The following is a 24,311-nucleotide window of genomic DNA, read 5'->3' as shown; positions in this document are numbered from 1 at the left end:
GTTTCTAAAAAAGCGATAGATTGAGGCTTATAGTGGCGAGCTATGATCGTTTTTTCAATACTATTATCGTGTTAATTGAAAAAGAGGTTATCGCGTTGCAATGCAGCGGCGTGACAACCTCTTATCAGTAAGCTTTATGGGTAATGGGTTAATCGATAACCTTAGGCGTCACGCCCATAGGTAAATACTTTTTCGTCGCGTTAAGTTCGTTAAGATAAGGTCCGGGATAGAGGGTTTCTGGCCAATTAAGCAACATTATCGCAAGCACATTGCGATGCTCGCCAAGGGCTAAGTCAGGATTGCCCTTGGGTGAGGGGATAATTTGGCTGTCGGCATCAAACGAATTGGCAATATAAGCCCGAGTTTGAGCCACGATAGGATGGTCAGTTTTGCCTGCTAGCAGAAAACTAATGCCGACTTCGGCAATAATATCATCGGTCGCATCCTGTAAAATCCGCTCAATGTTGGCGTCAAAGTAATCCAAAATCCATGCAAATTCAGTGGTATCAACCCGATGCTGATAATATTCACTCGCGGCAAAGATAAAATGCGTCATGCCGTAGAGCTTATTGCGAAACTGTGCTTTGCTGAGAGTGGCATCGTGCGCGTCGGGGTAAACCCGAGTAAATGCCGTTTTATAATCCTCTAGATAATCTCCCACCCCCAATTGTTTGGCCCAATACACATAGTTAATCAGCTGCGCTGCCCAGGCTTTAATCATCGCGGGATCGGTCAAACCTTGGCGTAGGTCGGCCTTTTTGAGGGCTTGGATCATTTGACTATGGCATGGACCTGTAAAGCCTAACTCATCGATTCGACTGGCAAATCGCAGTAGTACATCGGAATAAAATAAAAATTCAGGAAAGGGCGCGAGGGCTTTTTTTCGGGCCTTGGCTCTGGGACCATTACCCAGTTCGGCGATAGCGTTCTGTGAGGCTTGGCGTACAAACTCAGGGTTATCCATTTGGCAGGCATAAAACGCTTGAGCTTCGGTTACCGCATAAAGATCGACTAATGCGGCGTTGGCATATTGCTCATCGCCCGTCAGGCGATAGAGGCGGATCCCATAATGCCCCTGTACCCGAGGCGGGAGTGTATAGAGATGGGTTTCAAGGTTGTGTTGAATAAGCTGCGCAACGTCGCTTTGGCTTAATTCAGTTTTATCCGCTGCGTTTGGCTTGAGAACGTTTTGTGAGTTCTCAAGCCCAACGTGACTCGGGGGCGTACTTTGTGTGTTGGAAAAAGCACTCTGTGCTGTAAAGAAGGCTAAACCGCTAAAAAGCGCAATGGATAGCGTGAGTTTGTGTTTCGGTTGTGCCGTGTGGGTGATTTTCAGATCCTGAGACATGGATAATCCTTTGGATAAGCGCAGCGGCATCCACGGGTTCGCCAAGTATGGCGCGCAGTTGCTCGCTCAAGGTGAGTGCGGTCTCATTGACCACGAGTAGATTAAAAAGCCCAAGTTTATCTTGGCAGTCTTGGGTGGATTGATGGACAAGCGTTGCGAGTTTGGCTTGCCACAGGGATTGATAATAGCGTGGGCCTTCGCTGGCGATAGCATTGAAACTATAGGGGTAATCAATCGCTTGCGCCCAGTTCGCCCCAAAGCTTTTGCTAAATTCAGCAGGTAAATCCGGATAGCTCTGCTGGTTTAAGGACTGGTAAAAGTTAAGTGCCACCTTAGCGCGAAAAACTTTAAGCTGAGTCGCATAGGCGCTTGCGAGCGTTTCCCTCGGTTGAATATATTGGGTATCAAATTGGGGAAATAGTGCTTGGCGTAACACCTTAGCGAGCCAAAGGCTTGGTAATTGATTGGTATCGAGAGTCGGGCCTAAGGTGTTGTTAAGGTAAAAATGACTGCCGCGTGCCAGCGAGGTCATCGCATCGGCAAGGGCTTGGGTAAAGCGTTCAATATCTTTGAAATTATTGAGTGTCGCGGGCAGCTCGAGCGCCTGTTGACCAAATTGCTGCCCAATCACACTTTGCCTGAGGGTGTGTTGGTTGGCATTGCTAGGTTTGTTCACTTTATCTTGAGCGCCTAAAGCCAGATACACTTCTCCTAATAATCTATCTGTATGGTAAACACGGAGGATCTGTTGCTGCGCTTGTGCTGGTGCCGTTTGAGAAAGTGCCGTTTGAGAAAGTGTCGTTTGCGTGGCTGTTGAATCTAGATGCTCGCCAATCACCTCAAAACGTAAACCAAACTCGCCTAAGGTTGTTAAGGCCTTGTCGAGTAGTTCACGGGTATTGAGGGCGGTGGTTTGTGCACTGGGTAATTGCGATAAGGTTCGGCCAAGATCCCAAGGGGCAACTTGAATCGCTTCGGTTTGACTGTCGAGAAACGCTTTAACTAATTCAGGGGTATTGAGTAGCTGATCCTTGAGGCTATAACTGGCGTAATCGCTAAAGCCTGCGTCATTGGCAATACGTTGGCGCAGCTCGGCAATACGGTGTAAGGCGACTTGATTATGCTCCCTAGCTCGACCTTGATAGGCTTGCCACAGGGTTTGACGGCATTCGGCATCGGGTTGCTTTAACAGATAACTGGCAATAGTCCCTGAGAAAGTGCCTGAATTTGCCGTTTCTTCCTCGTTATTGGCTGTATTCACTTCGGCTACTTCATCTGTAAGCTGGCAGTTAGCCGCTTGAATATCCAGTTGAAACTGCTGATTGCCCAAGCCTTGGCGAATGCTGGCCTGCGCCGTGTGCAGCTTAGCTTTATCCATAATGGATAGATGCTGGCGCAACAAAGCAGTTAGTTGCTCACCGAGTAAAGCCTGTTCCTGACTTGCTGCAGCATGATTTTCTAAAGCTGCTTGCGTCAGCTCAAACGCCAGTTGGCTAAATTCAGCTTGGTTTAGTAAGTGGCTCAGAGTGTCGGCCAAGCGCAACTGACACTGTAGTAAACCTTGGCGCTCATCCCCCGACAGCGGCAAACCTCGGTAGTAGGTGAGTCTGTCGTTGACGTTATTGAGCCCTATGGTTTGCTGCTCTAACACTAGGACCTTATCCGCCAGTGTTAAGGCAGATAGATTGCGGGTGCGAGCATAACTGGCGAAGGCGCCAGCCAAATCGATATTGGGTTGGCGCAAACACTGCTCAACCAGCAGCGGCACAGGACTTGGCGCAGCATAGGCTGCACCGAGGGAGGATAAACACCAGCCAAACAGGCTAGCCGTTAAAATGGATTTTTGCATAGGCTACACGTTCTGCAACTGTCATTGAATGGGATGACATGGCTTCGACATGCTTAAGTCTAGGCAAAATGCCTTTTCCATTTGCAATCTGGATCGCCAGTCCCGGGCGTGCATTGAGTTCCAATAACAGCGGGCCTTTAGTCTGATCAAGCACCATATCCGTGCCCAAGTAACCCATCTCACACATTTCAAAGGCGCTTGATGCGGTATGCAGCAAGCTGTCCCAGTGGGGGACGACGATATCGGTGAGCTTTTTGCCTGTATCTGGATGAAACTCAATTGGAGCATCAAATTGCACAGCATGTAACCCTTTTCCCGTGGCAATGTCAACGCCCACACCCACGGCGCCTTGGTGCAAATTGGCCTTGCCATCGGAGGCGGCGGTGGAGAGCCTGAGCATCCCCATCACCGGAAAACCTTTAAAGACAATCAAGCGGATATCGGGCACGCCTTCATGGCTGTAACCGTCAAACACGGGATCGAATTCAATCAGCCCCTCGACAATCGCCACATCGGGTTTGCCGCCAAGGGAGAATAATCCGCTGAGGATATTGGACACGTGTCTATCCAATTCCGATGGGCTGACCTCGTGTCCGCTGGGTTTATAGTAACGGCCATGTTCGATATGAGTGATCACTAAAATGCCTTTACCACCAGAGCCCTTGGCGGGTTTGATCACAAACCCCGTGCGGCCTTTCACGCGCTCGGGAATGTGCACGATTTCGTGCTGTTCGCGCACAACGGCGATTAAATCGGGCACGGCAATATCATTGGCCAGTGCTAATTGTTTCGTCAGCAGCTTATCGTCCACTCGTTTATAAAATTTACGCGGATTATAGCGACCTATGTAATCGATATTGCGCTTATTCATATTGAGCACGCCGCGCGCGCGAAGCTCCCATGGCCAGGCAATATTCATTAGGCATCTCCCGCGAGTGGTTTAAAGCGCTTGAGTTCCAGTAGGCGATAACCTGTGTATTGGCCCATTAATAGCACTAGGGCCAAGATCACTAAGTGGATCCCAAGGAAGTTAAATACCCAGTGTTGTACCCAACTGGCGCTCATGGCTAAGTAGGCGAGGGTGGCGACCATTAGACTGCCACCGCCTTGCACTATCACTTCTTTCGGGCCTTCTTCCTCCCACAGGATAGACATACGTTCGATGGTCCATGCCAAAATAATCATCGGGAAGAAGGTAATTGTCAGTCCTTCGCTTAAACCGAATTTATAAGACAGCAAGGTAAAGACGCCGATAATACCGATCACGACGATGATCACCGCCGATATTCGCGAGATCAGTAACAGATTTAATTGGGATAAATAGGAGCGGATCATCAGGCCGCAAGCAACGATCAGTAAAAAGCCTACTAAGCCCGTGACTAAACTAGTCTGAATAAAGGCGAGGGCGATAAGGACTGGCATAAAGGTGCCCGAGGTCTTGATCCCAATGATCACCCGTAAAAACACCACCATCAGTACCCCGATAGGGATCAATAAAATGCCCTTGAATAGACTCTGCTCCTCTAGCGGTAATTGGTAGAGTGAGAAATCCAAGGCATTGTTATTCATCATCATATCGATGGAGGTCGCTAATGCTGAGCGGGTGTCTTGCAACATCGAGAAATGCACCTGCGAGTTCACTCCGCCCATCACATCGAGCACGGAATGGCCCGAGCGTTCCCACAGCAGTAAGTTCTCTGGACGACCTTGCTTGCCTTTAACCAAATCGAATAAGACCCACTCGCCGTTATGGAACACTTCAACAAAGGGCGAGAGGGATTGACGGCGGCGTTGATCTTCAAGGTAGAGCCCGCTGACTTCACGGGCGGGAATGCCCTTAGTTTGCAGCATATGCAAAAACACTTGCGTCGCGGTTTGGCTCGACAGCAACAGCTCCATATTCTGACTGCGCTTAGTGGCCGTGATTGCATTCATCAATTGCTGGGCGAAGGATAAGTTCGATGCACTGCGCACCCAGGTTTCGTTAATCACTTGCTCTGCGGCGGTTTTCTCGGTCGCGGGCCAGAGGTATGGCTCTGGTTGACTAGGAATATCGTCGCTGTGGATTTGGGGCACGCCCGTCGGCACTAGGGTCACTTTATAGTAGAGATCTTGGCTGCCATAGGCCTCGCGAATCGACCAAATTGCACGGCGCGCGTCCTTATCATCACTCACCGATAACCCAAACCCCGGGGAACTGGCGTTCTCGACCAAGACTTCATAGGCGGGATCCTGCGGTAAGGAGAAGGACACTTCGGCCGCATCGCCAGTGCCATCGAAGCTTATCTTGGCGTCTACCGCCCAGCTTTGCACTTGCTCGCCGGGTAGAAAAGGCACTTGATGCTTAACGCCGCGGTAGATGCTGGCGCTTAGACCGACAATAAAAAGTAATGCCACCAAAATGTAAAAAGGTTTACGTGAATGCATACGTGTTTCCCATGTTGCGCCAATGGCCGAAAAGCGTGGGATTTCCCAGGGCATTGGCGGTTCGAACTCGACGTCACGCGTTAGATTGTCGCGTGGCGGGTTTTAGCTATGTCAGGCTCCGTCAGATTGAGCGTCGATGTCACAAGCTGGCAGACCAATGAGCGCAAGCGGCTCTATGCTTAGCTTGTGAACGGCTTTAGACCAAGCGGTTATTTTTTGCCGCTGGAGACGATAGCCGACTCTGCTTTAGGTTGCTCAGGATCGGCTTGTTTGGGTTTGGGCTGTTTGGCTTTACCGTGCACATAGCGCTGGCCGACATCGACAACGGCGATATCTTTGATAAATTTACGGCCGAGCAATAAGGGATAGTCGAGGTGACTACGGTCGGTGAGGTTAAGATCTGTCTCTGCGGAATATTGGCCAATCTTAAGGTGCGCGTGGATCACGGGGCGGCGGTCGTCCTTTTCATTGGCGTCCTGCTTGATGCGTACAAAACGCACGACCTTAGATTCGAAATTTGTCGCAGGCTGTTTTTCCCCTTGGGTAAACACATCGAAGCGTACCCATTGGGCGCCATCGCGCTCAAACAGGGTGATATTACGGGCATCGATGGAGGAAGATTCTGCGCCGGTATCAATGCGAGTGGCAAAACTGGCATTGAGTTCATCGATAAACACATTTTCGATTTCACCGAGTAAAAACTTGTCCCCAAGAGCGGATTTAGGGCATTGGCTCGGCGCTGGCGTCACCACCGCGGCTTGCTTTTGCGCGGTGAGATTTTTCGCCGCTTGATTTAAGTGATTGATTTGCTGACTTAACTGCTCGACTTGGCTGCTCAGGGTCGCAAGCGAGGTTAAATCTGCAGGCTGGCATTGCTGATTAATCGCAGCGACTAACTGATCTTGCTGCTGATTAAGACGGGTATTAAAGGTATCAGTATCGAGTGGTTTGGGGGCGTGGGCGGTCGGTTCTGTCGCTGCGCATCCCATTAAGCTGCTGGCAACGGCGATAGCGATCAACTGCTTTAGCATAGTACTTCCTATTGGCGTTAAAACGGGTTTTATGCCTAGGGTTTACCTAGGCATAAGCGTATTAGGCCACTGGAGTTAACTCGTTAGGTCAAATCTTGATTGGGTTGATTTTTCACCGCAATAATCGTTGCGCGTTTCGGCGCGGGGTAACCCTCGATAGTCTTAGTGATATCGTTAGGGTCAAGATATTCAACCAGTGACTCATTCGGCATCCAATCGGTTCGGCGCTGTTCGGCTAATGCGGTGACATCGGTGTCGACACAACGTATGTCTGTGAAATCACACTTCTTTAGCCAGAGCATCAGCGCCGCGACGGATGGAATAAACCATACATTATTCATTTTCCCATATCTATCTTGAGGGACGAGTACGGCGTTTTCATCACCATCTATTACCAAAGTCTCTAACACTAACTCCCCACCCATACGTAACTGATCACGTAATTGTAACAAGTGATCAATAGGCGAACGTCTGTGATACAAGACGCCCATGGAGAAAACCGTATCGAATGCATCCAGCGGTGGTAGCTCTTCAATGCCTAGCGGCAATAAGTGTACGGGGTGATTTTCACCGCTCAGGCGCTTAACCGCTTCAAACTGGCATAAAAACAATGGTGAAGGGTCGATGCCCACCACGCGCTTGGCGCCCGCGCCAAGCATGCGCCACATGTGATAGCCGCTGCCACAGCCGACGTCGAGCACAGTGCGGTTTTGCAAAGGAGAAATATGTGGGCTCACGCGATCCCACTTCCAATCGCTGCGCCATTCGGTATCGATATGAATGCCGTGAATATGGAAAGGGCCTTTGCGCCAAGGCATAAACAGGCGCAGTAGGTTCTCAAGCTTTTCCTTTTCGCCGGGCGTGAGTTGCTCACCTGTGCCGACGGTGACACTGCTGACAAAGTCCACTTGGTCTGGGGCGGGATAGTGCAGCTTATTGAGCACTTTTTCCCACTTGGGTAAGTTGCCGTGTTTATGTTCTCTTTGCCATTTGCCGAGAATGGCAGGCAAAGTCTCGAGCCAATGCTGCAAATTGGAGTCGGCAATTTGTTGGTAAAAGGAGCTGAAACTGATCACTTGATGGCCACCATGGAAGAGAAGTTAAAACATTGGAACCACAAGCTAAAGTGGCTAAACCCTTGGCGAGTCAAACGTTGCTGGTGGAGAGTTAAGGTATCGGGCTTCATCACGTTTTCGAGTGCGCTGCGCTTTTGGCTGATTTCGAGCTCGCTGTAGCCATTGGCGCGTTTAAAGTCTAAGTGCAGCTCTTCGAGCACACTTTGAATCGGCGCATCATCGAAGCGAATTTTTTCCGACAGCACTAACAGACCGCCGGGATTCAAGCCGTGATAAATCTTTGCGATCAGCGCTTCTCTGTCCTCTGGCGGTAAAAATTGCAGGGTAAAGTTAAGCACGACTAAAGAGGCGTTTTCGATGTGAATATCGCGAATATCGCCGCAGATCAGCTCAACCTCGGTATCACTCACATAGGCATTGAGGTTTTCTTGGCAGCGGGTCACCATGGATTCGCTATTGTCCACGGCGATAATGCGGCAATCGCGGCCCTGGATTTGACGGCGAATGCTTAAGGTAGCTGCACCTAAAGAGCAACCTAAATCATATACTTGGGTATTAGGCTTGACGAAACGATCCGCAAAATCGCCAATAGTATTGATAATTTGCGTATAGCCAGGCACCGAGCGGCGGATCATGTCACTGAAGACACCCGCGACACGGTTATCAAACTGGAAATCGCTAATGTGTTCGCTCGCTTGAGCGTAGATAGTATCTTGGGAAGCGTTCATCTGGGAATATCTCGAAAATTCAGCCATGCATTTTAACGAATCCCGTCGACTAGCAGCAAGTCTCGGCTAGTAATTTGCCCGAAATTTCTGTCTAATATGCATCAATAACAAAGTATTTACATTGTACATCAAGTACTAGGGACCCCAGTTGAAGTTAGTGCTCCAGCTTATCGTGATCCTGTGTTGCAGCATGTTGAGTAACGCAGTAAACGCCAGTCAAGGACAGACTGAATCGCTTATCGTGGTGATGGGGGAAGACAGTTTCCCCTATCAGTTTGTCGACAACGACGGCGAAGCCACGGGTTTATTAGTCGATCTCTGGAAGGAATGGGGCAAGCGCACCAATACACCACTAGTGTTTGTGGCGCGGCACTGGAATGAGTCGCTACAGCAATTGCAGCAGGGCAAAGCCCAAGTGCATATCGGTATGGGCCAGACGCCTGAGCGTGAGCAGCTGTTTGATTTCGCAGAGCCTATCGCCGATGTCAGTACCTATCTTTACCTGCATAAATCCTTGCAGGGTAAAAAGTCCATCAAGGAACTTGTTCCTTATCAAATCGGGATAGTGAGTGGTTCATCCCATGAGGCTGAGCTTCGCCGTATCGAGCCTAGTTTAGTTTTCAAATATTATGAAAGCCGTGAAAAACTGCTGGCGGGGGTTGCGGCGGGCGAGACGGTTGTATTTGCCGGGCTCGACGGCTATTTGCGCGATCCCGCATCAAGCCAAGCGATTGCGGGCAGTTTTCCCATCAGTGCACGTATTCCAATTAAGGCCATGCAGTTTGTCCCCGCCGTGATGAAAGGCAATCAGGCTTTAATTGAGAAGATTAATAAGGGTTTTGATTCACTCGATGCTCGTTTTGTGCAACAAACCGAGCGCCGCTGGTTAGGCTATCACGGGCAAAAGGCGGGACTTGTGGTGGCGATGCAGTTAGGTGTTGAGCCCTTTGTCGATTTAGGTGTTGATGGCTTACCCCATGGATTTTATGTGGATCTCTGGCAATTATGGTCGGCCAAGACGGGCATCAATGTGGATTTTATCTCGGGCGACATGAATGCCAGTGTTAACGATGTGCGCCAAGGTTTAGCCGATGCGCATATTGGTTACCCTGAAAGTGACGAGTTAAAAACCGGTTTAACCCGCGCTTGGCAACTCTATACGGTCAAGAGTCGACTGTTTTTATATCAACAGCAACTGACCGATTTGCAGAGTCTAAAGGGCAAACGCATCGGCGTTGTGCCGACCGCGCCTTATTTAGTTGCGCTGCGTAAAGCGCTGCCCGATGTTACGCTGCGCTATTACGAAAACATGGATAACATGGTGGCAGGCGCACGGTCTGGTGAGATAGCCGGTTTTGTTGCGGCAGGAGCATGGACTTCCCACTATTTACTGCAAAATAAGGCTTGGTCCGAATTTCACCAATATCCTGAGCTTGAGTTTCCGACCGATGTGTATGTACTGACCCGCAGTGACGATCCAGGCTTAACCCAGCGCATCGCCAATGGTTTTCGCAGTATCAGCATGCAAGAGTTTGCCGAGGTAGAGCAGAAATGGATGCTGAACCCTAAGGATCGTATTTTTAACCAGAAGGGATTACACGGCATTCAGCTTTCAAACAGTGAACAAGATTACCTCTCACAATTAGGTGAACTTAAACTCGGTTACTTAAAACAGTGGCCGCCGATGGAGTTTAGCGATGAGCAAGGTGAGTTTGCGGGGATCAACAGCGACATTGCCCACATTTTGGCAGAGCAATTACGGATCAAGATAGAACCTGTTGGCTTTGATGATTGGCAATCACTAATAAGTGCATTACGTTCAGGGGACATTGCTCTGGCTGGCAGCGTGGCGCAAACCGCCGAGCGCCAGCAATTTTTAACCTTTAGCGATCCCTACTGGCCATCGCCGTGGGGAATGGTGTCGCAGCTTGAGCAGGTGTCGGTGTTTAATCTGGCACAATTGGCGGGGCAGAGAGTCGCTGTGGTGGAAGGCTATCATCTGGTGGCACAACTGATGGCATTACAACCTTCGCTCAAGCTGGTGTTAGTGCCCGATACCCAATCTGGGCTCGCGGCGGTCAACGATGGCCATGCCGATGTGTTTATTGATAAGGTGGTGACGCTGGCCTCTGAGCTAAAAACGGGCCAATATCCGTTGCTGAAAATGTCGTTACTCAGTGACTTAGCCGATCAGCACAGCCACTTTGGGCTCAATCCGCAATATGCTCAGTTAATTCCGTTAATCAATCGCGTGTTAGCGCAAATCGATCAACACACCCAGCAGCAAATCTATTCCCATTGGGTCAGTTTTTCCCTCGACTCAGACAATAGTCAGTATCTGCAATGGATCCGTTATCTATTAATGGGTGCACTGGTGTTGTCTGTGGTGATGGTGGCGGTGTTAGTGGTCAATCGTCGCTTAAATGTGGAGATCACCCGCCGACTTGCCGCCGAAAAACGTTTGCAACATGTTGCCAGTCATGATGCGCTAACTCAGCTGCCGAATCGTGCTTTATTAGATGATAGGCTGTCACAGGCCTTACTTGCCCATCGTCGGGATCATAGCCATTTCGCCTTATTGTTTATCGATTTAGATGGCTTTAAACAAATTAACGATCAATATGGTCATCCTGTGGGGGATGCCTTGCTATTAAAAGTGGCGGGATTATTGAGCAAAGCCATTCGCAATTCTGATACAGTGGCAAGATTCGGTGGTGATGAATTTGTGATCCTGCTAAATCGTGTGCAAGATCTCGATGCCGCGACCCAAGTAGCTGATAATATTCTGCACTCGCTTGCATCGCCTTTCAGTGTAGAAGGGGTGATGGTAGAGGTTGCCGTCAGCATTGGTGTGGTCATTTATCCCCGCGATGGCGATACGGCTATCGAGTTAATGAAGCAAGCCGACCAACTGATGTATCAAGCTAAAATGGCGGGTGGCCGTTGCTACCGCGTGGCTTGATGGTTTTTTGAACGCTTATACGCAGATAGTGCGTTCGCCTCTAGTCAAGGGCGTAAAACTGTTTGATACTTCACCGCCTAAAAGTGAAGTACTTTGGTAATCGGCATTATTTGACTATAATGCCGCTTTTATCTCGTTTTGATTATTTCCAAAGCACCGGTTTCCGGATAAAGGATAGAGTTAGATGCGCAGTCATTATTGTGGAGACGTCAATAAGTCTCACGTTGGACAAGAAGTTACCTTGGTAGGTTGGGTTAATCGTAGCCGTGATTTGGGTGGCGTGGTCTTTTTAGATTTAAGAGACAGAGAAGGTCTGGTCCAAGTGGTTTACGATCCAGATTTACCTGAGGTGTTCAATGTGGCCAGTACGCTGCGCGCCGAGTTTTGTGTGCAGGTAAAAGGTGTGGTTCGTGCCCGTCCTGATAGCCAAGTCAACGCGCAAATGAAGACCGGCGAAATTGAAGTATTAGGTAAAGAGCTGACGATTATCAACAGTTCTGAGCCGCTGCCGCTGAGCTTAGATAACTATCAAAACAACAGTGAAGAGCAGCGTCTAAAGTACCGTTATTTAGATTTACGTCGCCCAGAAATGGCGCAGCGCTTAATGTTCCGCGCGAAAGTGACCAGTGCTGTGCGTCGTTTCCTCGACTCAAACGGCTTCTTAGATATCGAGACGCCTATCCTGACCAAGGCGACGCCAGAAGGTGCCCGTGACTATTTAGTGCCAAGCCGCACCTACAAAGGGCAATTCTTCGCACTGCCACAATCACCACAGCTGTTTAAACAGTTACTGATGATGTCAGGGTTTGACCGTTACTATCAAATCGTAAAATGCTTCCGTGACGAAGACTTACGTGCTGACCGTCAGCCAGAATTTACTCAAATCGATATCGAAACCTCATTTATGACGTCTGAGCAAGTGATGGCTAAGACCGAAGAGATGATGCGCGGACTGTTCCTTGAGATGCTGAACGTCGATTTAGGCGAATTCCCACGTATGACCTATAACGAAGCCATGCGTCGTTTCGGTTCAGATAAGCCAGATTTACGTAACCCATTAGAACTGGTTGACGTAGCTGACTTACTGAAAGAAGTGGAGTTTGCGGTATTCTCAGGCCCAGCTAATGACGAAGAAGGCCGTGTTGCGGCGCTGCGTATTCCTGGTGGCGCGAGCTTATCCCGTAAGCAAATCGATGATTATACTAAGTTTGTCGGTATCTACGGTGCTAAAGGTTTAGCGTGGATGAAGCTAAACGATCTGACTCAAGGGTTAGAAGGCATTCAATCACCTGTGCTGAAGTTCTTAAACGAAGGCATTGTGAACGAAATCATCAGCCGCACTGGCGCACAAACGGGCGATATCATCCTATTTGGTGCCGATAACGCGACTGTGGTTGCCGAATCTATGGGCGCACTGCGTCTAAAAGCCGGTGAAGACTTTAACCTGCTCGAAGGTCAATGGCGTCCACTGTGGGTGGTTGACTTCCCAATGTTTGAGAAGATCAACGGCAGCTTCCATGCGGTTCACCATCCGTTTACTGCGCCACGCGGCGTGACACCACAAGAGCTGGAAGCCAATCCGGCTAACCGTGTGTCAGATGCCTACGACATGGTATTAAACGGCTGTGAATTAGGTGGTGGTTCAGTTCGTATTCACAACCAAGAAATGCAATCTGCGGTATTCCGTATCCTTGGCATTACCGATGAAGAAGCGAAAGAGAAATTCGGCTTCCTACTCGAAGCACTGCGCTACGGTACGCCACCACATGCGGGTCTGGCATTCGGTTTAGACCGTATTATCATGCTGATGACGGGCGCAAGCTCCATCCGTGATGTGATGGCTTTCCCTAAAACCACCACAGCGGCGTGTCCGTTAACCAATGCCCCAGGTTTTGCTAACCCACAACAATTAGCTGAACTAGGTATTTCCGTGGTGAAAGCCGCGAAGACTGAAGACTAATCTTTAGTGATTATCGAGTACCGAGGCGCAAGCCTCGGTCTATTTTTACCCCGTCATTTCATTTCTTATCAATATCTGCGTTATCGACGTCACTGAATTTGCCGTCAATCTTTGTGTAAAGGAACATTGGCTGTTGGAACCTCACAAGAGGCGCCGTCAAGGTTACCTTAGGCTATTGATAAGATGTGCAATGGCTATGTGTAGAGGAGAACTCCCATGGCAGGTCATAGTAAGTGGGCCAACATTAAACACCGCAAAGCAGCGCAAGATGCCAAACGCGGTAAACTCTTTACTAAATTTATCCGTGAGTTAACGGTTTCTGCCCGTGAAGGTGGCTCGGATCCCGATTCAAACCCGCGTCTGCGTATCGCCATTGATAAAGCACTCGGCGGAAACATGACCCGCGACACCATTGAGCGCGCAATCAAACGTGGCGCCGGTGAGCTTGAAGGGCAACAACTCGAAACCATTATTTACGAAGGCTATGGCCCGGGTGGCACCGCTGTGATGGTTGAAACCATGACAGATAACCGTAACCGCACCGTGAGTGGCGTGCGTAATGCCTTTAGTAAATCGGGTGGGAATTTAGGTACCGATGGCTCGGTTGCCTATTTGTTCACTAAGCGTGGGGTGTTGTCCTATGCGCCGGGTACAGATGAAGACGCCCTGATGGACGCGGCGTTGGAAGCGGGCGCCGAAGATGTGGTGAGTTACGATGATGGTGCGATTGACGTATTTACCGAACCGACCGAGTTTTATGGGGTGAAAGATGCCCTCGATGCGGCGGGATTTGTCAGTGATAACGCCGAAATCGCGATGATCGCCTCAACCAAAGCCGAGTTAGATGCCGAGACCGCGGAGAAGTTTATGCGTCTTATCGATACCCTCGAAGAGCACGATGATGTGCAAGAGGTGTATCATAATGCCGAAATCTCCGATGAGATTATGGAAAGTTTAGGTTAGGTCTTAGCATTAACCTGAGTTAGGTGGCCTAAAGTCAGCTGACAAACTTAGCTCCATAGCTTGATACAGCGATTGAGCTTAGCGCCAGCGTTTTGCTTTAGGGCCACCCTCAGTTAGATTTATGATTTTTTGCACTGTTGCTAGTGCTTAAGTTATCCGTTGAATGGATTGTCTTAAGTCGGGAACAGGCATTAGGGATAGCATGGCAATTATTTTAGGGGTTGACCCAGGTTCTCGGATCACAGGTTACGGCGTTATCCAATGCCAAGGGCGACAGCAACTTTATTTGGGCAGCGGCTGCATTCGCACCTCGGGTGAGGATTTACCATTAAGACTCAAGCAAATCTTTGATGGGATTAGTGAAATTATTCGCCAATACCAACCCGATGAATTTGCGATTGAGCGGGTGTTTCTCGCCAAAAATGCCGACTCGGCCTTGAAATTAGGCCAAGCCCGTGGTGCGGCTATCGTGGCTGCGACAGTGGCCAATTTGCCCGTTGCCGAATACAGTGCCACCCAAATTAAGAATGCGGTGGTCGGGACGGGGCGGGCTAAGAAAGAACAGGTTCAACATATGATCCAGCAATTGCTTAAGCTGCCCGCGGCGCCACAGGCCGACGCTGCGGATGCACTCGGCGTTGCGGTATGTCATTATCACACCAATCAAAGTTTGGTCGCCTTAAGTGGCCGAGCGACAACAAGAACATATGGACGGTACAGATGATAGGTCGTTTACATGGCGTGTTAATTGAAAAGCAAGCGCCAGAGGTATTGATTGATGTCAATGGTGTGGGCTACGAGTTACAGATGCCCCTCACCAGCTTTTATGAGCTCCCCGAGGTCAATCAACCGACCACAGTGTATACCCATTTTGTGGTGCGTGAAGATGCCCAGCTGCTTTACGGCTTTATCACTAAACAAGAGCGCTCACTGTTTCGTTTGCTTATCAAGGCTAACGGTGTGGGCCCTAAACTGGCGTTAACTATTCTTTCAGGCATGACCGCCAGTGAGTTTGTCGGCTGCGTCGAGCGTGATGATATAGTGACGCTGGTGAAATTACCCGGTGTCGGTAAAAAGACCGCTGAGCGTTTATTGGTTGAGATGCGCGATAAACTGAAGAGTTTGATGGAGGCATCCGTAGGCTCTGAGCGTGAGTTTGTGCTGCAATCCAACTACTCACCGGCTCCGACGGTCAACAGTGCCGAAGAGGATGCGATTTCAGCCTTGATCTCCCTCGGTTATAAACCACCACAGGCGAGTAAAGCCGTTTCCGCCGCCTATAAAGAAGGCATGGACAGTGAGACCTTGATTAAGGCCGCGTTAAAATCGATGCTCTAATGGCATGGTTTTTATTGAGGCGAGTGTTATATTGCGGTACGCGATTTTTGCAGCCAGTTAGGTTGCAACAGCGCCCAAATTGCAAGTGCCGTATGCCGATGCGGTAACAGGAATAGGTAAATGATTGAAGCAGATAGACTGATCCAGCCGCAGCTGCAAGGTCAAGACGATGTTATCGACAGGGCGATGCGCCCTAAATTACTCGATGAATATACTGGGCAGGATGATACGCGTGCCCAATTAAAAGTGTTTATTCAAGCGGCAAAGAATCGTGAAGAGGCATTAGATCATATGTTGATCTACGGCCCGCCGGGTTTAGGTAAAACCACCTTAGCCATGATCGTGGCTAATGAAATGGGCGTAAATATTAAATCGACGTCGGGGCCTGTGCTTGAGAAAGCTGGGGATTTGGCGGCGCTGCTCACCAATCTTGAGGCGGGGGATGTGCTTTTTATCGATGAAATCCATCGCTTAAGTCCCGTCGTCGAAGAAATTCTGTATCCAGCGATGGAAGACTATCAGCTGGATATTATGATCGGCGAGGGGCCTGCTGCACGTTCAATTAAGTTAGATCTACCGCCTTTTACCTTAGTGGGCGCGACCACGCGGGCAGGGGCGTTAACCTCTCCGCTAAGGGCGCGTTTTGGCATTCCACTGCGGCTCGAGTTTTATAATGTTAAAGATTTAAGCACCATTGTGACCCGCTCGGCGCAGGTGATGGGATTGGCGATTGATGCTGAAGGGGCCACCGAAATTGCCAAACGCTCACGGGGAACACCGAGGATCGCCAACCGTTTACTGCGTCGAGTGCGTGACTATGCGGAAGTGAAACACGACGGCGCTGTGACGCAAAAAGTCGCGGAGCAAGCGCTTGATTTGCTCGATGTCGATGGTGAAGGTTTCGATTACATGGATCGAAAACTGCTGCTTGCCATTATCGATAAGTTTATGGGGGGGCCTGTGGGGCTTGATAACCTCGCCGCAGCTATTGGTGAGGAGCGTGAAACCATCGAAGATGTATTGGAGCCTTTCCTTATCCAACAAGGCTTTATCCAACGAACGCCACGCGGTCGCATTGCCACAACCAGAGCCTATCTGCATTTTGGCATGATAAAACCAGAGTAACATCCAAGAAGGATGACTTTGTTACCAAAAAAGCGGCCTTGGCCGCTTTTTTGTTTTACCGATTTTGTTATTGCTGCTTTTTGTCACCAGATTACTTGCCGCTAGGAGTATCCACATCTATATCGTTAAATGAATATTATTTAATGAATAACGACTTAATTAAATGGGCTGTGGAGCAGGTGTGTCACTTGAATACTGTTTTTATTTAAATTTATTCGGCTAAATAATGCTCTTATTTTGGTTTGTAAATAATATTTAATCTAGTTGATTAACAATAATAAAACAAATGTATTTATATGTTGAGTTTAAACCGCTCGAAATGACATTTGTGTTGTTTGCAAAATAAGCATTCTCATAATTCTTTTACATTGTAATGGTTCGTCTTATGTTCACTTTTTAGCCCTTATCCCGCTCTAAAACACCTAGAACTTAAGCTTGATATTATAATCGACAATGAATTGTTGCATTTGTGTTTATTGCACACTTGCGGTGCATAAAAATCACAAGTTATTCATTTTGTATCAATGTGCGATGTGAAACCCATGATATCTACACGATTCTTTCTGTTGCAATGATTACCAATATGCATATTTTTTCATAATTAATCGACATATTATTCTGTGCATCAGATAGTCTTCTTTCAAAAAAGTGTGACATGCATCACATTTTTGTGGTAATCATATGTTTTCTTAATGTTATTTTTTTAACAGTTTTTGTCGCTGAAAATTATCGTTATATATGGTTTTTAATGCTAACAATAGGATTGAAATAGCATTCAAGATTTAAATAAAACAATCGATTTACAATATTGATAAAAATACAGAACAAAATGATGCTCAAGGTTAAAAAAATGAACATTGACTGAATGAAAGTGAATCCTCAGTATCAAGCGCAACAGTCGTACAGCAAATTGTTGTACAAGCTGTAAGCATAAAAATAATAGTAAGATCTAGGGAGCATTCATTCATGATCAAAAGAACCAAAGTTGCGTCGGCTATTAATTTAGCTGTCGTTAGCTCAATTGCTGCTGGTACCTTTGTAGCATCAAGCGCATTTGCAGCTGAAGAGACTGCAAAAGTAGAACGTATTGAAGTCACGGGTTCACGTATTCAACGTCAAGATATGGAAACAGCTTCTCCTGTTACCGTTATTGATGCTGCTGCAATTAAAGCCGAAGGCTTTACCTCTGTAGACCAAATGTTGCAAGTTCAAACCTCTATGGCGGGTGCTGCGGTTGGTTCAACCACCAACAACGGTGCGGACGGTGTTGCACAAGTTGACTTACGTGGTATGGGCTCACAACGTACTCTCGTATTGCTAAACGGTCGTCGCATGGTGAACTCAGGTTCAGGTGCTGACAGTGCTGTGGATTTAAACTCTATCCCAGTTGCTATGATCGCTCGCGTTGAAATCCTGAAAGACGGCGCTTCAGCGGTATACGGTTCTGATGCGATTGCCGGTGTAGTGAACATCATCACTAAGAAAGATTTCGATGGTTTCCAATTAGACTTCAACGGCAGCGGTACCGACAAAGGTGACGGCGAAAACGGTGACATCAGCGCGCTGTATGGCTTCAATACTGAAGGCGGTAACTACACTTTTGGTGCAGCTTACTCAGATCGTCGTGGTGTGATTCAAGGTGACCGTGATTGGTATGATCCATTGGATAATACCAGTTCAATTATTCCAACAGGTGCATTGAACCAAAAAGTTATCGATGCCAATGGTAATTGGGTTAATCGAACAACAGGTTATAACTACTCTGATGACGTTTATTTCCAAACACCAAGTGAGCGTCGTAGCTTATTTGCCAATATGACACAAGAGTTAGGCAATGATGTTGTTCTGACTGCGGATGCTATTTATACCAATCGCCGTTCTAACCAACAACTTGCAGCGCAGCCAGCTCAAATCAAATTGAATGTGTGTGGCGATCCAAGAGTAACAGATCCAACTGCTGGTTGCCTAACCCTTGACCAGGGCATGATTGATGCGGGGATCAAGGCTGATGCCCGTGGACAAGTGCAATACAACAGACGTATGAACGATGTTGGCCCGCGTATTTATAACCAAGATACTGATACTTGGCGTTTATCAGCTGGTTTAGCAGGTTCTTTAGACGTTCATACGGGTATGAATTGGAATGTGGATTACACATTTGGTAAGAACGAAGCTAAGACAGGTGTTGCTAACTCTATTAACGCAACATTGATGGCTAATTCAATCTATGCTGACCCATATGCTTGGTTTGAAGGTTCTCCTTTGACTGATGAGATGAAGGATGTTTCTTATGACCAGCAAGAGACGGGTGGTAATGAGCAGCAAACATTATCTGCAGGCTTAAACGGTGAATTATTCGATCTGAGTGCTGGAGCCGTGGGTTTCGCTATTGGTGCTGAATACCGTCGTGAAAGTGGTTTCTACAATCCAGATGCAATTGTTGTTGCAGGTGACAGTACTGCCGCTCAACAAGATCCTACAAGTGGCAACTACAACGTTATTTCTATCTTCCAAGAAGTGAGCGTACCATTTACTGAAAAACTAACGGGTGAATTTGCGCTGCGCTTAGACGATTACTCAACTTTCGGTAAAGCAACCACTTGGAAAATTGGTTTAACTTACACTGCGACTGATGAGCTGATGGTTCGTACCGTAGCAGCGACCGGTTTCCGTGCTCCTAGCGTTGCTGAGCTGTATGGCGGTAACTCAGGTTCATTTGATTATTTAACGAATCCTTGGTTACCTCTGAGTGAGCAAACTGGTCAGATTTTAGTGAATCGTACATCTGATCCTGATTTGAAACCGGAAGAATCAGAGTCTTATACAGCTGGCTTGGTGTATTCGCCAAGCTATATTGATGGCATGTCAATCACCCTTGACTACTGGCGTTTCAAAGTCACTGATGCAATTGCTCGTGCAGACGTGCAAGTTGGTTTAGACGCGTGTCATGGTGGTGATGCGGAAGCTTGTAGCACATTCAATATCACAGCTGATGGTGACTTATTCAACTTAACAAGTGCACTGACTAACGTAGGCTCACAGGACACCAGCGGTGTTGACTTCAACTTAGCTTATAACTTTGAGCTACTTGGTTTAGATTGGAAAGTGAGTAACGATACTACTTACTTGATTAAGTTCGAACAGGATGGTGAAAACTATACTGGCACAATCGATGGTAATACGGGAGCTTATGCCCGCGTACGTAACAACTTCAGCATCTCTGCAGGTCAAGATGATTGGAGCGTGATGTACTTCAACCGTTATATCAGATCAATGGATGATGTTTACACTGACTATGATGCGAACGATAACCCATTCGTTGCAGTAAGAGGTGTAGATTCAATTCTGTATCACAACATTTCTGGTACTTACCATGTAAATGACAGCACAACTGTTAGTTTAGGTGTGAAGAACTTTACTGATGAGAAACCTCTTTACGTCACTAACGGCAGTGATGCTGGTACTGTTCCAGAAGTTTACGACACTATCGGCCGTACTATTTACGGTGGTGTAACAGTTAAGTTCTAATCTAAAATAGAACCAACCTTTAAAAAGCGCCTTCGGGCGCTTTTTTGTTTTGGTGCAAAAGGTTACAGGCCATTATCTATCGCTGCCAACTTGATCACAATTAAGCGAATACTGATTTTTAATCATCTTCTAATGCTAGAGACAAATTTTTAGTTATGGTAACATAAATGATATTGATTCTCGTTTGGTGTTTAGGGATGAGTAAAATACTGCTAGTCGATGATGATCCATTATTCAGAGTTTGGTTAACCGAGGCGCTTAAAGCACAGGGACATGAAGTTGAATGTGCCGTAAACGGCGTTGAAGGGCTCAAACGTATTCGCAGCTTTATGCCCGATATTATTATGCTCGATCTGGTGATGCCGCAAATGGATGGTTTCTCACTATTAGAGGCGAGGGACTGTATGACGCCTATCATGATGCTCTCTGCCCGTGATAATGAGGCTGACAGGATCCGAAGTTACGAGCTTGGTGCGGATGATTTCTTAACGAAACCCTTTAGCATTAAAGAGTTATTGGTGCGTTTGCATGCCTTAGAGCGGCGATTAATTCCGCGCGCCATAGAGCCAATGGCAATCGAGCAGGCGACAATCCAGCCAGTCAAATTCGATGAGGCTGCCTATAGGATCACTATTGGTAAAAATGCCGTGGAGCTCACCCAAACCGAGTTTAGGTTGTTTAAGTATCTGTTCGAGCGTAAGGGGCAAGTGATCACTAAGCAAGAACTGCAAAAGTCAGTATTGCAGAAGGACTTAGGCCGCTTCGATCGTAACTTGGATATGCATATCAGTAATACAAGGCGCAAACTGGCGAATACCCGCTTACCGCGGACATTAATCAATACGGTCCGTGGTCAAGGATACAGTTTTTCCGCTTGATGTGTTGTTAGAGGTTAACAAACTAGGCACTGATGAATTACAGCGCGACTGCTGGCTTCTTAGGCAATTTTAGTCGCTTTCATTTTCCCCTGATACGGATTTGGTTTATTCTAACGGGCATTATAGTAGATGCGTATTCAGCATCATTACCCTCACATGAATAACCAAGTAGGAATCATTATGCGGATCAGTGCCAATTTTGATGGCGGAAATATCCAAGTCATTAATCTTGATAATAAAGACGATATTCAACTGGCAATACGTCCCGATGCGGGCGGTGAGTTTTATCAATGGTTCAACTTCCGATTCGAAGGTGAGGTGGGTAATCAATACACCTTAAATATCATCAATGCGGGCACCGCTTCCTATCCTAAGGGCTGGCAAGATTATCACGCTGTCGCCAGTTACGATCGCCAACATTGGTTCCGTGTGCCAACCCAATATATCGATGGCAAACTGAGCATTCAGTTAGCACTTGATTGTGATGCAATTCAAATCGCTTACTTTGCGCCCTACAGCTACGAGCGTCACTTAGATCTTCTCAGCAATGCACAATTGCATCCCGATGTTAATCTTGAGCATTTAGGTCTGACCTTAGATGGCCGCGATATCACCCTGATGAAAGTGGGCGATGGCAATCCTGATAAACGCAATATCTGGATCACTGCAAGACAACATCCCGGTGAAACCATGGCGGAATGGTTAGTCGATGGCTTAGTGAATCGTCTGCTGGATAATGATTGTCCAACGGCAAAAGCGCTGCTCGATAAAGCGAACTTCTACATAGTGCCTAACATGAACCCGGATGGCAGCGTAAGAGGCCATCTACGTACCAATGCGATTGGGGTTAACCTTAACCGTGAATGGCAAACTCCGAGCTTAGAAAGAAGCCCTGAGGTTTACCATGTAGTGCATAAAATGCAGCAGACGGGCGTAGATTTATTTTACGATGTCCATGGCGATGAAGGCCTGCCCTATGTATTCCTCGCGGGTTGTGAGGGTGTGCCTGCTTACAATGAGCGATTGACACAGCTGCAAGCTGATTTTAGTCAGGCATTAACCTTGGCCAGTGCCGATTTCCAAACTGAGTTTGGTTACGCTAAAGACGAGCCAGGTCAAGCCAACTTGACCGTGGCCTCTAATTGGGTGGCGCAAACCTTTGATTGCTTATCGAACACCTTAGAAATGCCTTTTAAAGACAACAACAACCTGCAGGATCCGTTTGTGGGTTGGTCGCCAGAGCGCAGCATTTATTTAGGCGAAGCGTCATTGATTGCCATGCTCGCCGTGGTTGATAAGTTAAGATAGGTGCGACTATGGCATTAATCGAATGTCCAATCTGCCGTAAACGGATGTCGAGCAAAGCACCAGCTTGCCCGCATTGTGAGGCAAAAACCAATGGTGACAATAGCTCGCTCGCACGGATCAGTCATATCCAAAAATCCAGCAGCTTAATGAACCAAAGCTTTGTCGCCATGACGCTGTTTATTGCGGGGGTGGTGATTTGGTTTTGGGGCGGCGAGCCCGCCGAAGGCTTGCGCGCGACCATTGGCGCCATCTGTTTTGTCTTTGGTTTTGTGGGCTATTTAATTACCCGCGTTAGAATCGTATTACATAAGCGAAAGAGTGTATGACCGACATTAATCAAGTGATCGACCAAATGCCCGAAGAAGTCTATGAAAGGCTGCGTAGCGCCGCTGAATTAGGCAAATGGGAAGATGGCACTGTATTGACCGAAGCCCAGCGTGAATCGACTCTTCAAGTGGTGATGCTCTATCAGGCGCGCCGCTTAGATCAAACTGAGCATTTCACCATAGCGGCCGGTGGCAAATTAAATGAGCTGTCGAAGGCGGAGTTGAAGAAACAATTCCGTGGCGAGTCGATTGCCGAGTTTAAAGCTGACGAACTCTAATTGTTGTGTTAATGCTTAAACAACAAAAAGCCCACGAATGTGGGCTTTTTCATGCGTAACGTTTCGATACTTAGTCGGGGCTGAGCTCACCAACCAAGTTTTGCAGCATGGCAGTTTTAATTTCGCTCGGCTTTAAGTTTTTCGATAGCAGATAATGCAACTTAGCCAGTGCGGCTTCAATGGTCATGTCTGCACCACTGATCACCCCCGCTTTGGCGAGGGCATTGCCCGTAGCGTAACCGCCCATATTCACTTTGCCTTGGAAACACTGAGTTAGGTTCACTAACACAATTCCACGCTCATCCGCTTGCTTTAGGGTATCGAGTAATGCCGCATCCTGTGGTGCATTGCCCACGCCAAAGGTCAGTAAAATGAGCGCCTTTACGGGTTGCTGTAGAATGTTCTCAAAAATTTGTGTCGAAATACCAGGGTAGAGCGTCACTACACCGACGGGCTGCGGGCTGATATTCGCCACTTCCAACGGCTTATCGCTTGGCGTGGCAATTTTACCTGCACGCAGATTAATTTTAATCCCCGCTTCAAGCAGTAAGGGGAAGTTTGGTGAGGCAAAGGCATCGAAGCCATCGGCGTGGGCTTTTGTGGAACGATTGCCGCGAAACAGTTTGTTATTAAAGAATAAACACACTTCAGCCACCGGATAATTGGCGGCGATATACAAAGAGTTGAGCAGATTGGTTTGACCGTCGGATCTCAGTTGTGCCAAAGGAATTTGAGAGCCGGTGACAATAACTGGTTTTGACAGGCCTTGGAGCATAAAGGATAAGGCAGATGCGGTATAGGCCATGGTATCAGTGCCGTGGAGGATCACAAAGCCATCGTACTTGTCGTAATTGGCCTTAATATCATCGGCGATCATTTGCCAGTCGGTCGGTGCCATGTTTGATGAGTCGATGAGCGGGCAGTACTCATGGATCACAAATTCAGGCATTTCGTCATGGTAAAACTCGGGCATGGATTGGACGCATTGGGTCAAAAACCCTGCCACCGGTGCAAAGCCATTCGCGGTTTTTTGCATGCCTATGGTGCCGCCCGTATAGGCGACGTAAATGGAGCGTTTAGTCATTCTTGTCGTTATCTTAGCTGCAAGTGAGCTAATTATACGATTTTGCAGGCATAAACCCAATAAAAAAGCCCGAGGCAATCGGGCTTTTGTGTCCTTCATCTT

At 47.8% G+C, this 24,311-nt stretch carries 19 protein-coding genes; 11 read left to right on the top strand and 8 right to left on the bottom strand.

Annotated features, from left to right (window positions below; translation table 11 throughout):
• Window positions 1–148: 148 nt before the first annotated feature.
• The 7 genes from B5P39_RS08505 to cmoA form a co-directional block, all read right to left on the bottom strand.
• Window positions 149–1,348, bottom strand: coding sequence for a DUF3541 domain-containing protein (locus B5P39_RS08505; RefSeq protein ID WP_088211185.1), 1,200 nt, complete (start codon window positions 1,346–1,348; stop codon window positions 149–151).
• On the bottom strand, window positions 1,275–3,197 hold the full coding sequence (locus tag B5P39_RS08500) for a M3 family metallopeptidase (protein ID WP_088211184.1): 1,923 nt from the start codon (window positions 3,195–3,197) through the stop codon (window positions 1,275–1,277). Before B5P39_RS08500 ends, B5P39_RS08505 begins: the two co-directional genes overlap by 74 nt.
• Window positions 3,172–4,116 (bottom strand): alpha-L-glutamate ligase-like protein, encoded by a 945-nt coding sequence (locus tag B5P39_RS08495; RefSeq protein WP_088211183.1) that lies wholly within the window; start codon window positions 4,114–4,116, stop codon window positions 3,172–3,174. The genes B5P39_RS08500 and B5P39_RS08495 overlap by 26 nt, the downstream gene beginning before the upstream one ends.
• Complete coding sequence (locus B5P39_RS08490) at window positions 4,116–5,624, bottom strand: UUP1 family membrane protein (protein WP_088211182.1); 1,509 nt, start codon at window positions 5,622–5,624, stop codon at window positions 4,116–4,118. The genes B5P39_RS08495 and B5P39_RS08490 overlap by 1 nt, the downstream gene beginning before the upstream one ends.
• 209 nt (window positions 5,625–5,833) lie before the next feature.
• Window positions 5,834–6,655, bottom strand: a complete 822-nt coding sequence (locus B5P39_RS08485; protein WP_088211181.1) for an ATP-dependent zinc protease family protein — start codon at window positions 6,653–6,655, stop codon at window positions 5,834–5,836.
• Window positions 6,656–6,738: 83 nt separating this feature from the next.
• Entirely contained in the window at window positions 6,739–7,731 is a 993-nt protein-coding gene (gene cmoB, locus B5P39_RS08480; protein WP_088211180.1) for a tRNA 5-methoxyuridine(34)/uridine 5-oxyacetic acid(34) synthase CmoB, read from the bottom strand.
• The gene (gene cmoA, locus B5P39_RS08475) at window positions 7,728–8,459 is read right to left on the bottom strand and encodes a carboxy-S-adenosyl-L-methionine synthase CmoA (protein ID WP_011622667.1); all 732 of its coding nucleotides are present in this window, start codon (window positions 8,457–8,459) and stop codon (window positions 7,728–7,730) included. The genes cmoB and cmoA overlap by 4 nt, the downstream gene beginning before the upstream one ends.
• 148 nt (window positions 8,460–8,607) lie before the next feature.
• Between cmoA and B5P39_RS08470 the strand changes: the two genes are divergently transcribed.
• The 11 genes from B5P39_RS08470 to B5P39_RS08420 all read left to right on the top strand — a co-directional run bounded on the left by B5P39_RS08470 (window position 8,608) and on the right by B5P39_RS08420 (window position 23,125).
• Window positions 8,608–11,421, top strand: a complete 2,814-nt coding sequence (locus B5P39_RS08470; protein ID WP_088211179.1) for a transporter substrate-binding domain-containing protein — start codon at window positions 8,608–8,610, stop codon at window positions 11,419–11,421.
• A gap of 184 nt (window positions 11,422–11,605) precedes the next feature.
• Window positions 11,606–13,381 (top strand): aspartate--tRNA ligase, encoded by a 1,776-nt coding sequence (aspS, locus tag B5P39_RS08465; RefSeq protein WP_011716950.1) that lies wholly within the window; start codon window positions 11,606–11,608, stop codon window positions 13,379–13,381.
• 216 nt (window positions 13,382–13,597) lie between these two features.
• Window positions 13,598–14,344 carry a YebC/PmpR family DNA-binding transcriptional regulator gene (locus B5P39_RS08460; RefSeq protein WP_011622670.1) on the top strand — a complete coding sequence of 249 codons (747 nt, stop codon included), beginning with the start codon at window positions 13,598–13,600 and terminating at the stop codon, window positions 14,342–14,344.
• Window positions 14,345–14,546: 202 nt separating this feature from the next.
• Entirely contained in the window at window positions 14,547–15,068 is a 522-nt protein-coding gene (ruvC, locus tag B5P39_RS08455) for a crossover junction endodeoxyribonuclease RuvC (RefSeq protein WP_011622671.1), read from the top strand.
• A complete protein-coding gene (ruvA, locus tag B5P39_RS08450) occupies window positions 15,065–15,682 on the top strand; it encodes a Holliday junction branch migration protein RuvA (protein ID WP_088211178.1) in 618 nt (205 codons plus the stop codon). Before ruvC ends, ruvA begins: the two co-directional genes overlap by 4 nt.
• 120 nt (window positions 15,683–15,802) lie before the next feature.
• Window positions 15,803–16,807, top strand: coding sequence for a Holliday junction branch migration DNA helicase RuvB (ruvB, locus tag B5P39_RS08445; protein ID WP_088211177.1), 1,005 nt, complete (start codon window positions 15,803–15,805; stop codon window positions 16,805–16,807).
• 966 nt (window positions 16,808–17,773) lie between these two features.
• Window positions 17,774–20,335, top strand: a complete 2,562-nt coding sequence (locus tag B5P39_RS08440; RefSeq protein ID WP_088211176.1) for a TonB-dependent receptor plug domain-containing protein — start codon at window positions 17,774–17,776, stop codon at window positions 20,333–20,335.
• A 197-nt stretch (window positions 20,336–20,532) separates the two neighbouring features.
• The gene (locus B5P39_RS08435) at window positions 20,533–21,213 is read left to right on the top strand and encodes a response regulator transcription factor (RefSeq protein WP_088211175.1); all 681 of its coding nucleotides are present in this window, start codon (window positions 20,533–20,535) and stop codon (window positions 21,211–21,213) included.
• A 180-nt stretch (window positions 21,214–21,393) separates the two neighbouring features.
• On the top strand, window positions 21,394–22,521 hold the full coding sequence (locus B5P39_RS08430) for a M14 family metallopeptidase (RefSeq protein ID WP_088211174.1): 1,128 nt from the start codon (window positions 21,394–21,396) through the stop codon (window positions 22,519–22,521).
• Window positions 22,522–22,529: 8 nt separating this feature from the next.
• On the top strand, window positions 22,530–22,847 hold the full coding sequence (locus tag B5P39_RS08425; RefSeq protein WP_039977219.1) for a hypothetical protein: 318 nt from the start codon (window positions 22,530–22,532) through the stop codon (window positions 22,845–22,847).
• Window positions 22,844–23,125 (top strand): YeaC family protein, encoded by a 282-nt coding sequence (locus B5P39_RS08420; protein WP_011716957.1) that lies wholly within the window; start codon window positions 22,844–22,846, stop codon window positions 23,123–23,125. Before B5P39_RS08425 ends, B5P39_RS08420 begins: the two co-directional genes overlap by 4 nt.
• A 70-nt stretch (window positions 23,126–23,195) precedes the next feature.
• Here the strand turns inward: B5P39_RS08420 and ansA are convergent, their stop codons facing one another.
• Window positions 23,196–24,209: an asparaginase gene (gene ansA, locus B5P39_RS08415; protein WP_011716958.1), complete on the bottom strand. Its 1,014-nt coding sequence runs from the start codon at window positions 24,207–24,209 to the stop codon at window positions 23,196–23,198.
• Window positions 24,210–24,311: the final 102 nt, after the last annotated feature.

The organism is Shewanella sp. Shew256 (genome assembly GCF_002196695.1).
Classification (GTDB): domain Bacteria; phylum Pseudomonadota; class Gammaproteobacteria; order Enterobacterales; family Shewanellaceae; genus Shewanella; species Shewanella mangrovisoli.
Note: the sequence above shows the minus strand (reverse complement) of the source record. Positions and strands in the feature narration are given on the sequence as shown.

What these genes read in the sequence shown, in the direction of transcription:
- B5P39_RS08505 (WP_088211185.1), bottom strand. Translation starts at nt 1,348, where the DNA reads ATGTCTCAGGATCTGAAAATCACCCACACGGCACAACCGAAACACAAA.
- B5P39_RS08500 (WP_088211184.1), bottom strand. Translation starts at nt 3,197, where the DNA reads ATGCAAAAATCCATTTTAACGGCTAGCCTGTTTGGCTGGTGTTTATCC.
- B5P39_RS08495 (WP_088211183.1), bottom strand. Translation starts at nt 4,116, where the DNA reads ATGAATATTGCCTGGCCATGGGAGCTTCGCGCGCGCGGCGTGCTCAAT.
- B5P39_RS08490 (WP_088211182.1), bottom strand. Translation starts at nt 5,624, where the DNA reads ATGCATTCACGTAAACCTTTTTACATTTTGGTGGCATTACTTTTTATT.
- B5P39_RS08485 (WP_088211181.1), bottom strand. Translation starts at nt 6,655, where the DNA reads ATGCTAAAGCAGTTGATCGCTATCGCCGTTGCCAGCAGCTTAATGGGA.
- cmoA (WP_011622667.1), bottom strand. Translation starts at nt 8,459, where the DNA reads ATGAACGCTTCCCAAGATACTATCTACGCTCAAGCGAGCGAACACATT.
- aspS (WP_011716950.1), top strand. Translation starts at nt 11,606, where the DNA reads ATGCGCAGTCATTATTGTGGAGACGTCAATAAGTCTCACGTTGGACAA.
- B5P39_RS08460 (WP_011622670.1), top strand. Translation starts at nt 13,598, where the DNA reads ATGGCAGGTCATAGTAAGTGGGCCAACATTAAACACCGCAAAGCAGCG.
- ruvC (WP_011622671.1), top strand. Translation starts at nt 14,547, where the DNA reads ATGGCAATTATTTTAGGGGTTGACCCAGGTTCTCGGATCACAGGTTAC.
- ruvA (WP_088211178.1), top strand. Translation starts at nt 15,065, where the DNA reads ATGATAGGTCGTTTACATGGCGTGTTAATTGAAAAGCAAGCGCCAGAG.
- ruvB (WP_088211177.1), top strand. Translation starts at nt 15,803, where the DNA reads ATGATTGAAGCAGATAGACTGATCCAGCCGCAGCTGCAAGGTCAAGAC.
- B5P39_RS08440 (WP_088211176.1), top strand. Translation starts at nt 17,774, where the DNA reads ATGATCAAAAGAACCAAAGTTGCGTCGGCTATTAATTTAGCTGTCGTT.
- B5P39_RS08435 (WP_088211175.1), top strand. Translation starts at nt 20,533, where the DNA reads ATGAGTAAAATACTGCTAGTCGATGATGATCCATTATTCAGAGTTTGG.
- B5P39_RS08430 (WP_088211174.1), top strand. Translation starts at nt 21,394, where the DNA reads ATGCGGATCAGTGCCAATTTTGATGGCGGAAATATCCAAGTCATTAAT.
- B5P39_RS08425 (WP_039977219.1), top strand. Translation starts at nt 22,530, where the DNA reads ATGGCATTAATCGAATGTCCAATCTGCCGTAAACGGATGTCGAGCAAA.
- B5P39_RS08420 (WP_011716957.1), top strand. Translation starts at nt 22,844, where the DNA reads ATGACCGACATTAATCAAGTGATCGACCAAATGCCCGAAGAAGTCTAT.
- ansA (WP_011716958.1), bottom strand. Translation starts at nt 24,209, where the DNA reads ATGACTAAACGCTCCATTTACGTCGCCTATACGGGCGGCACCATAGGC.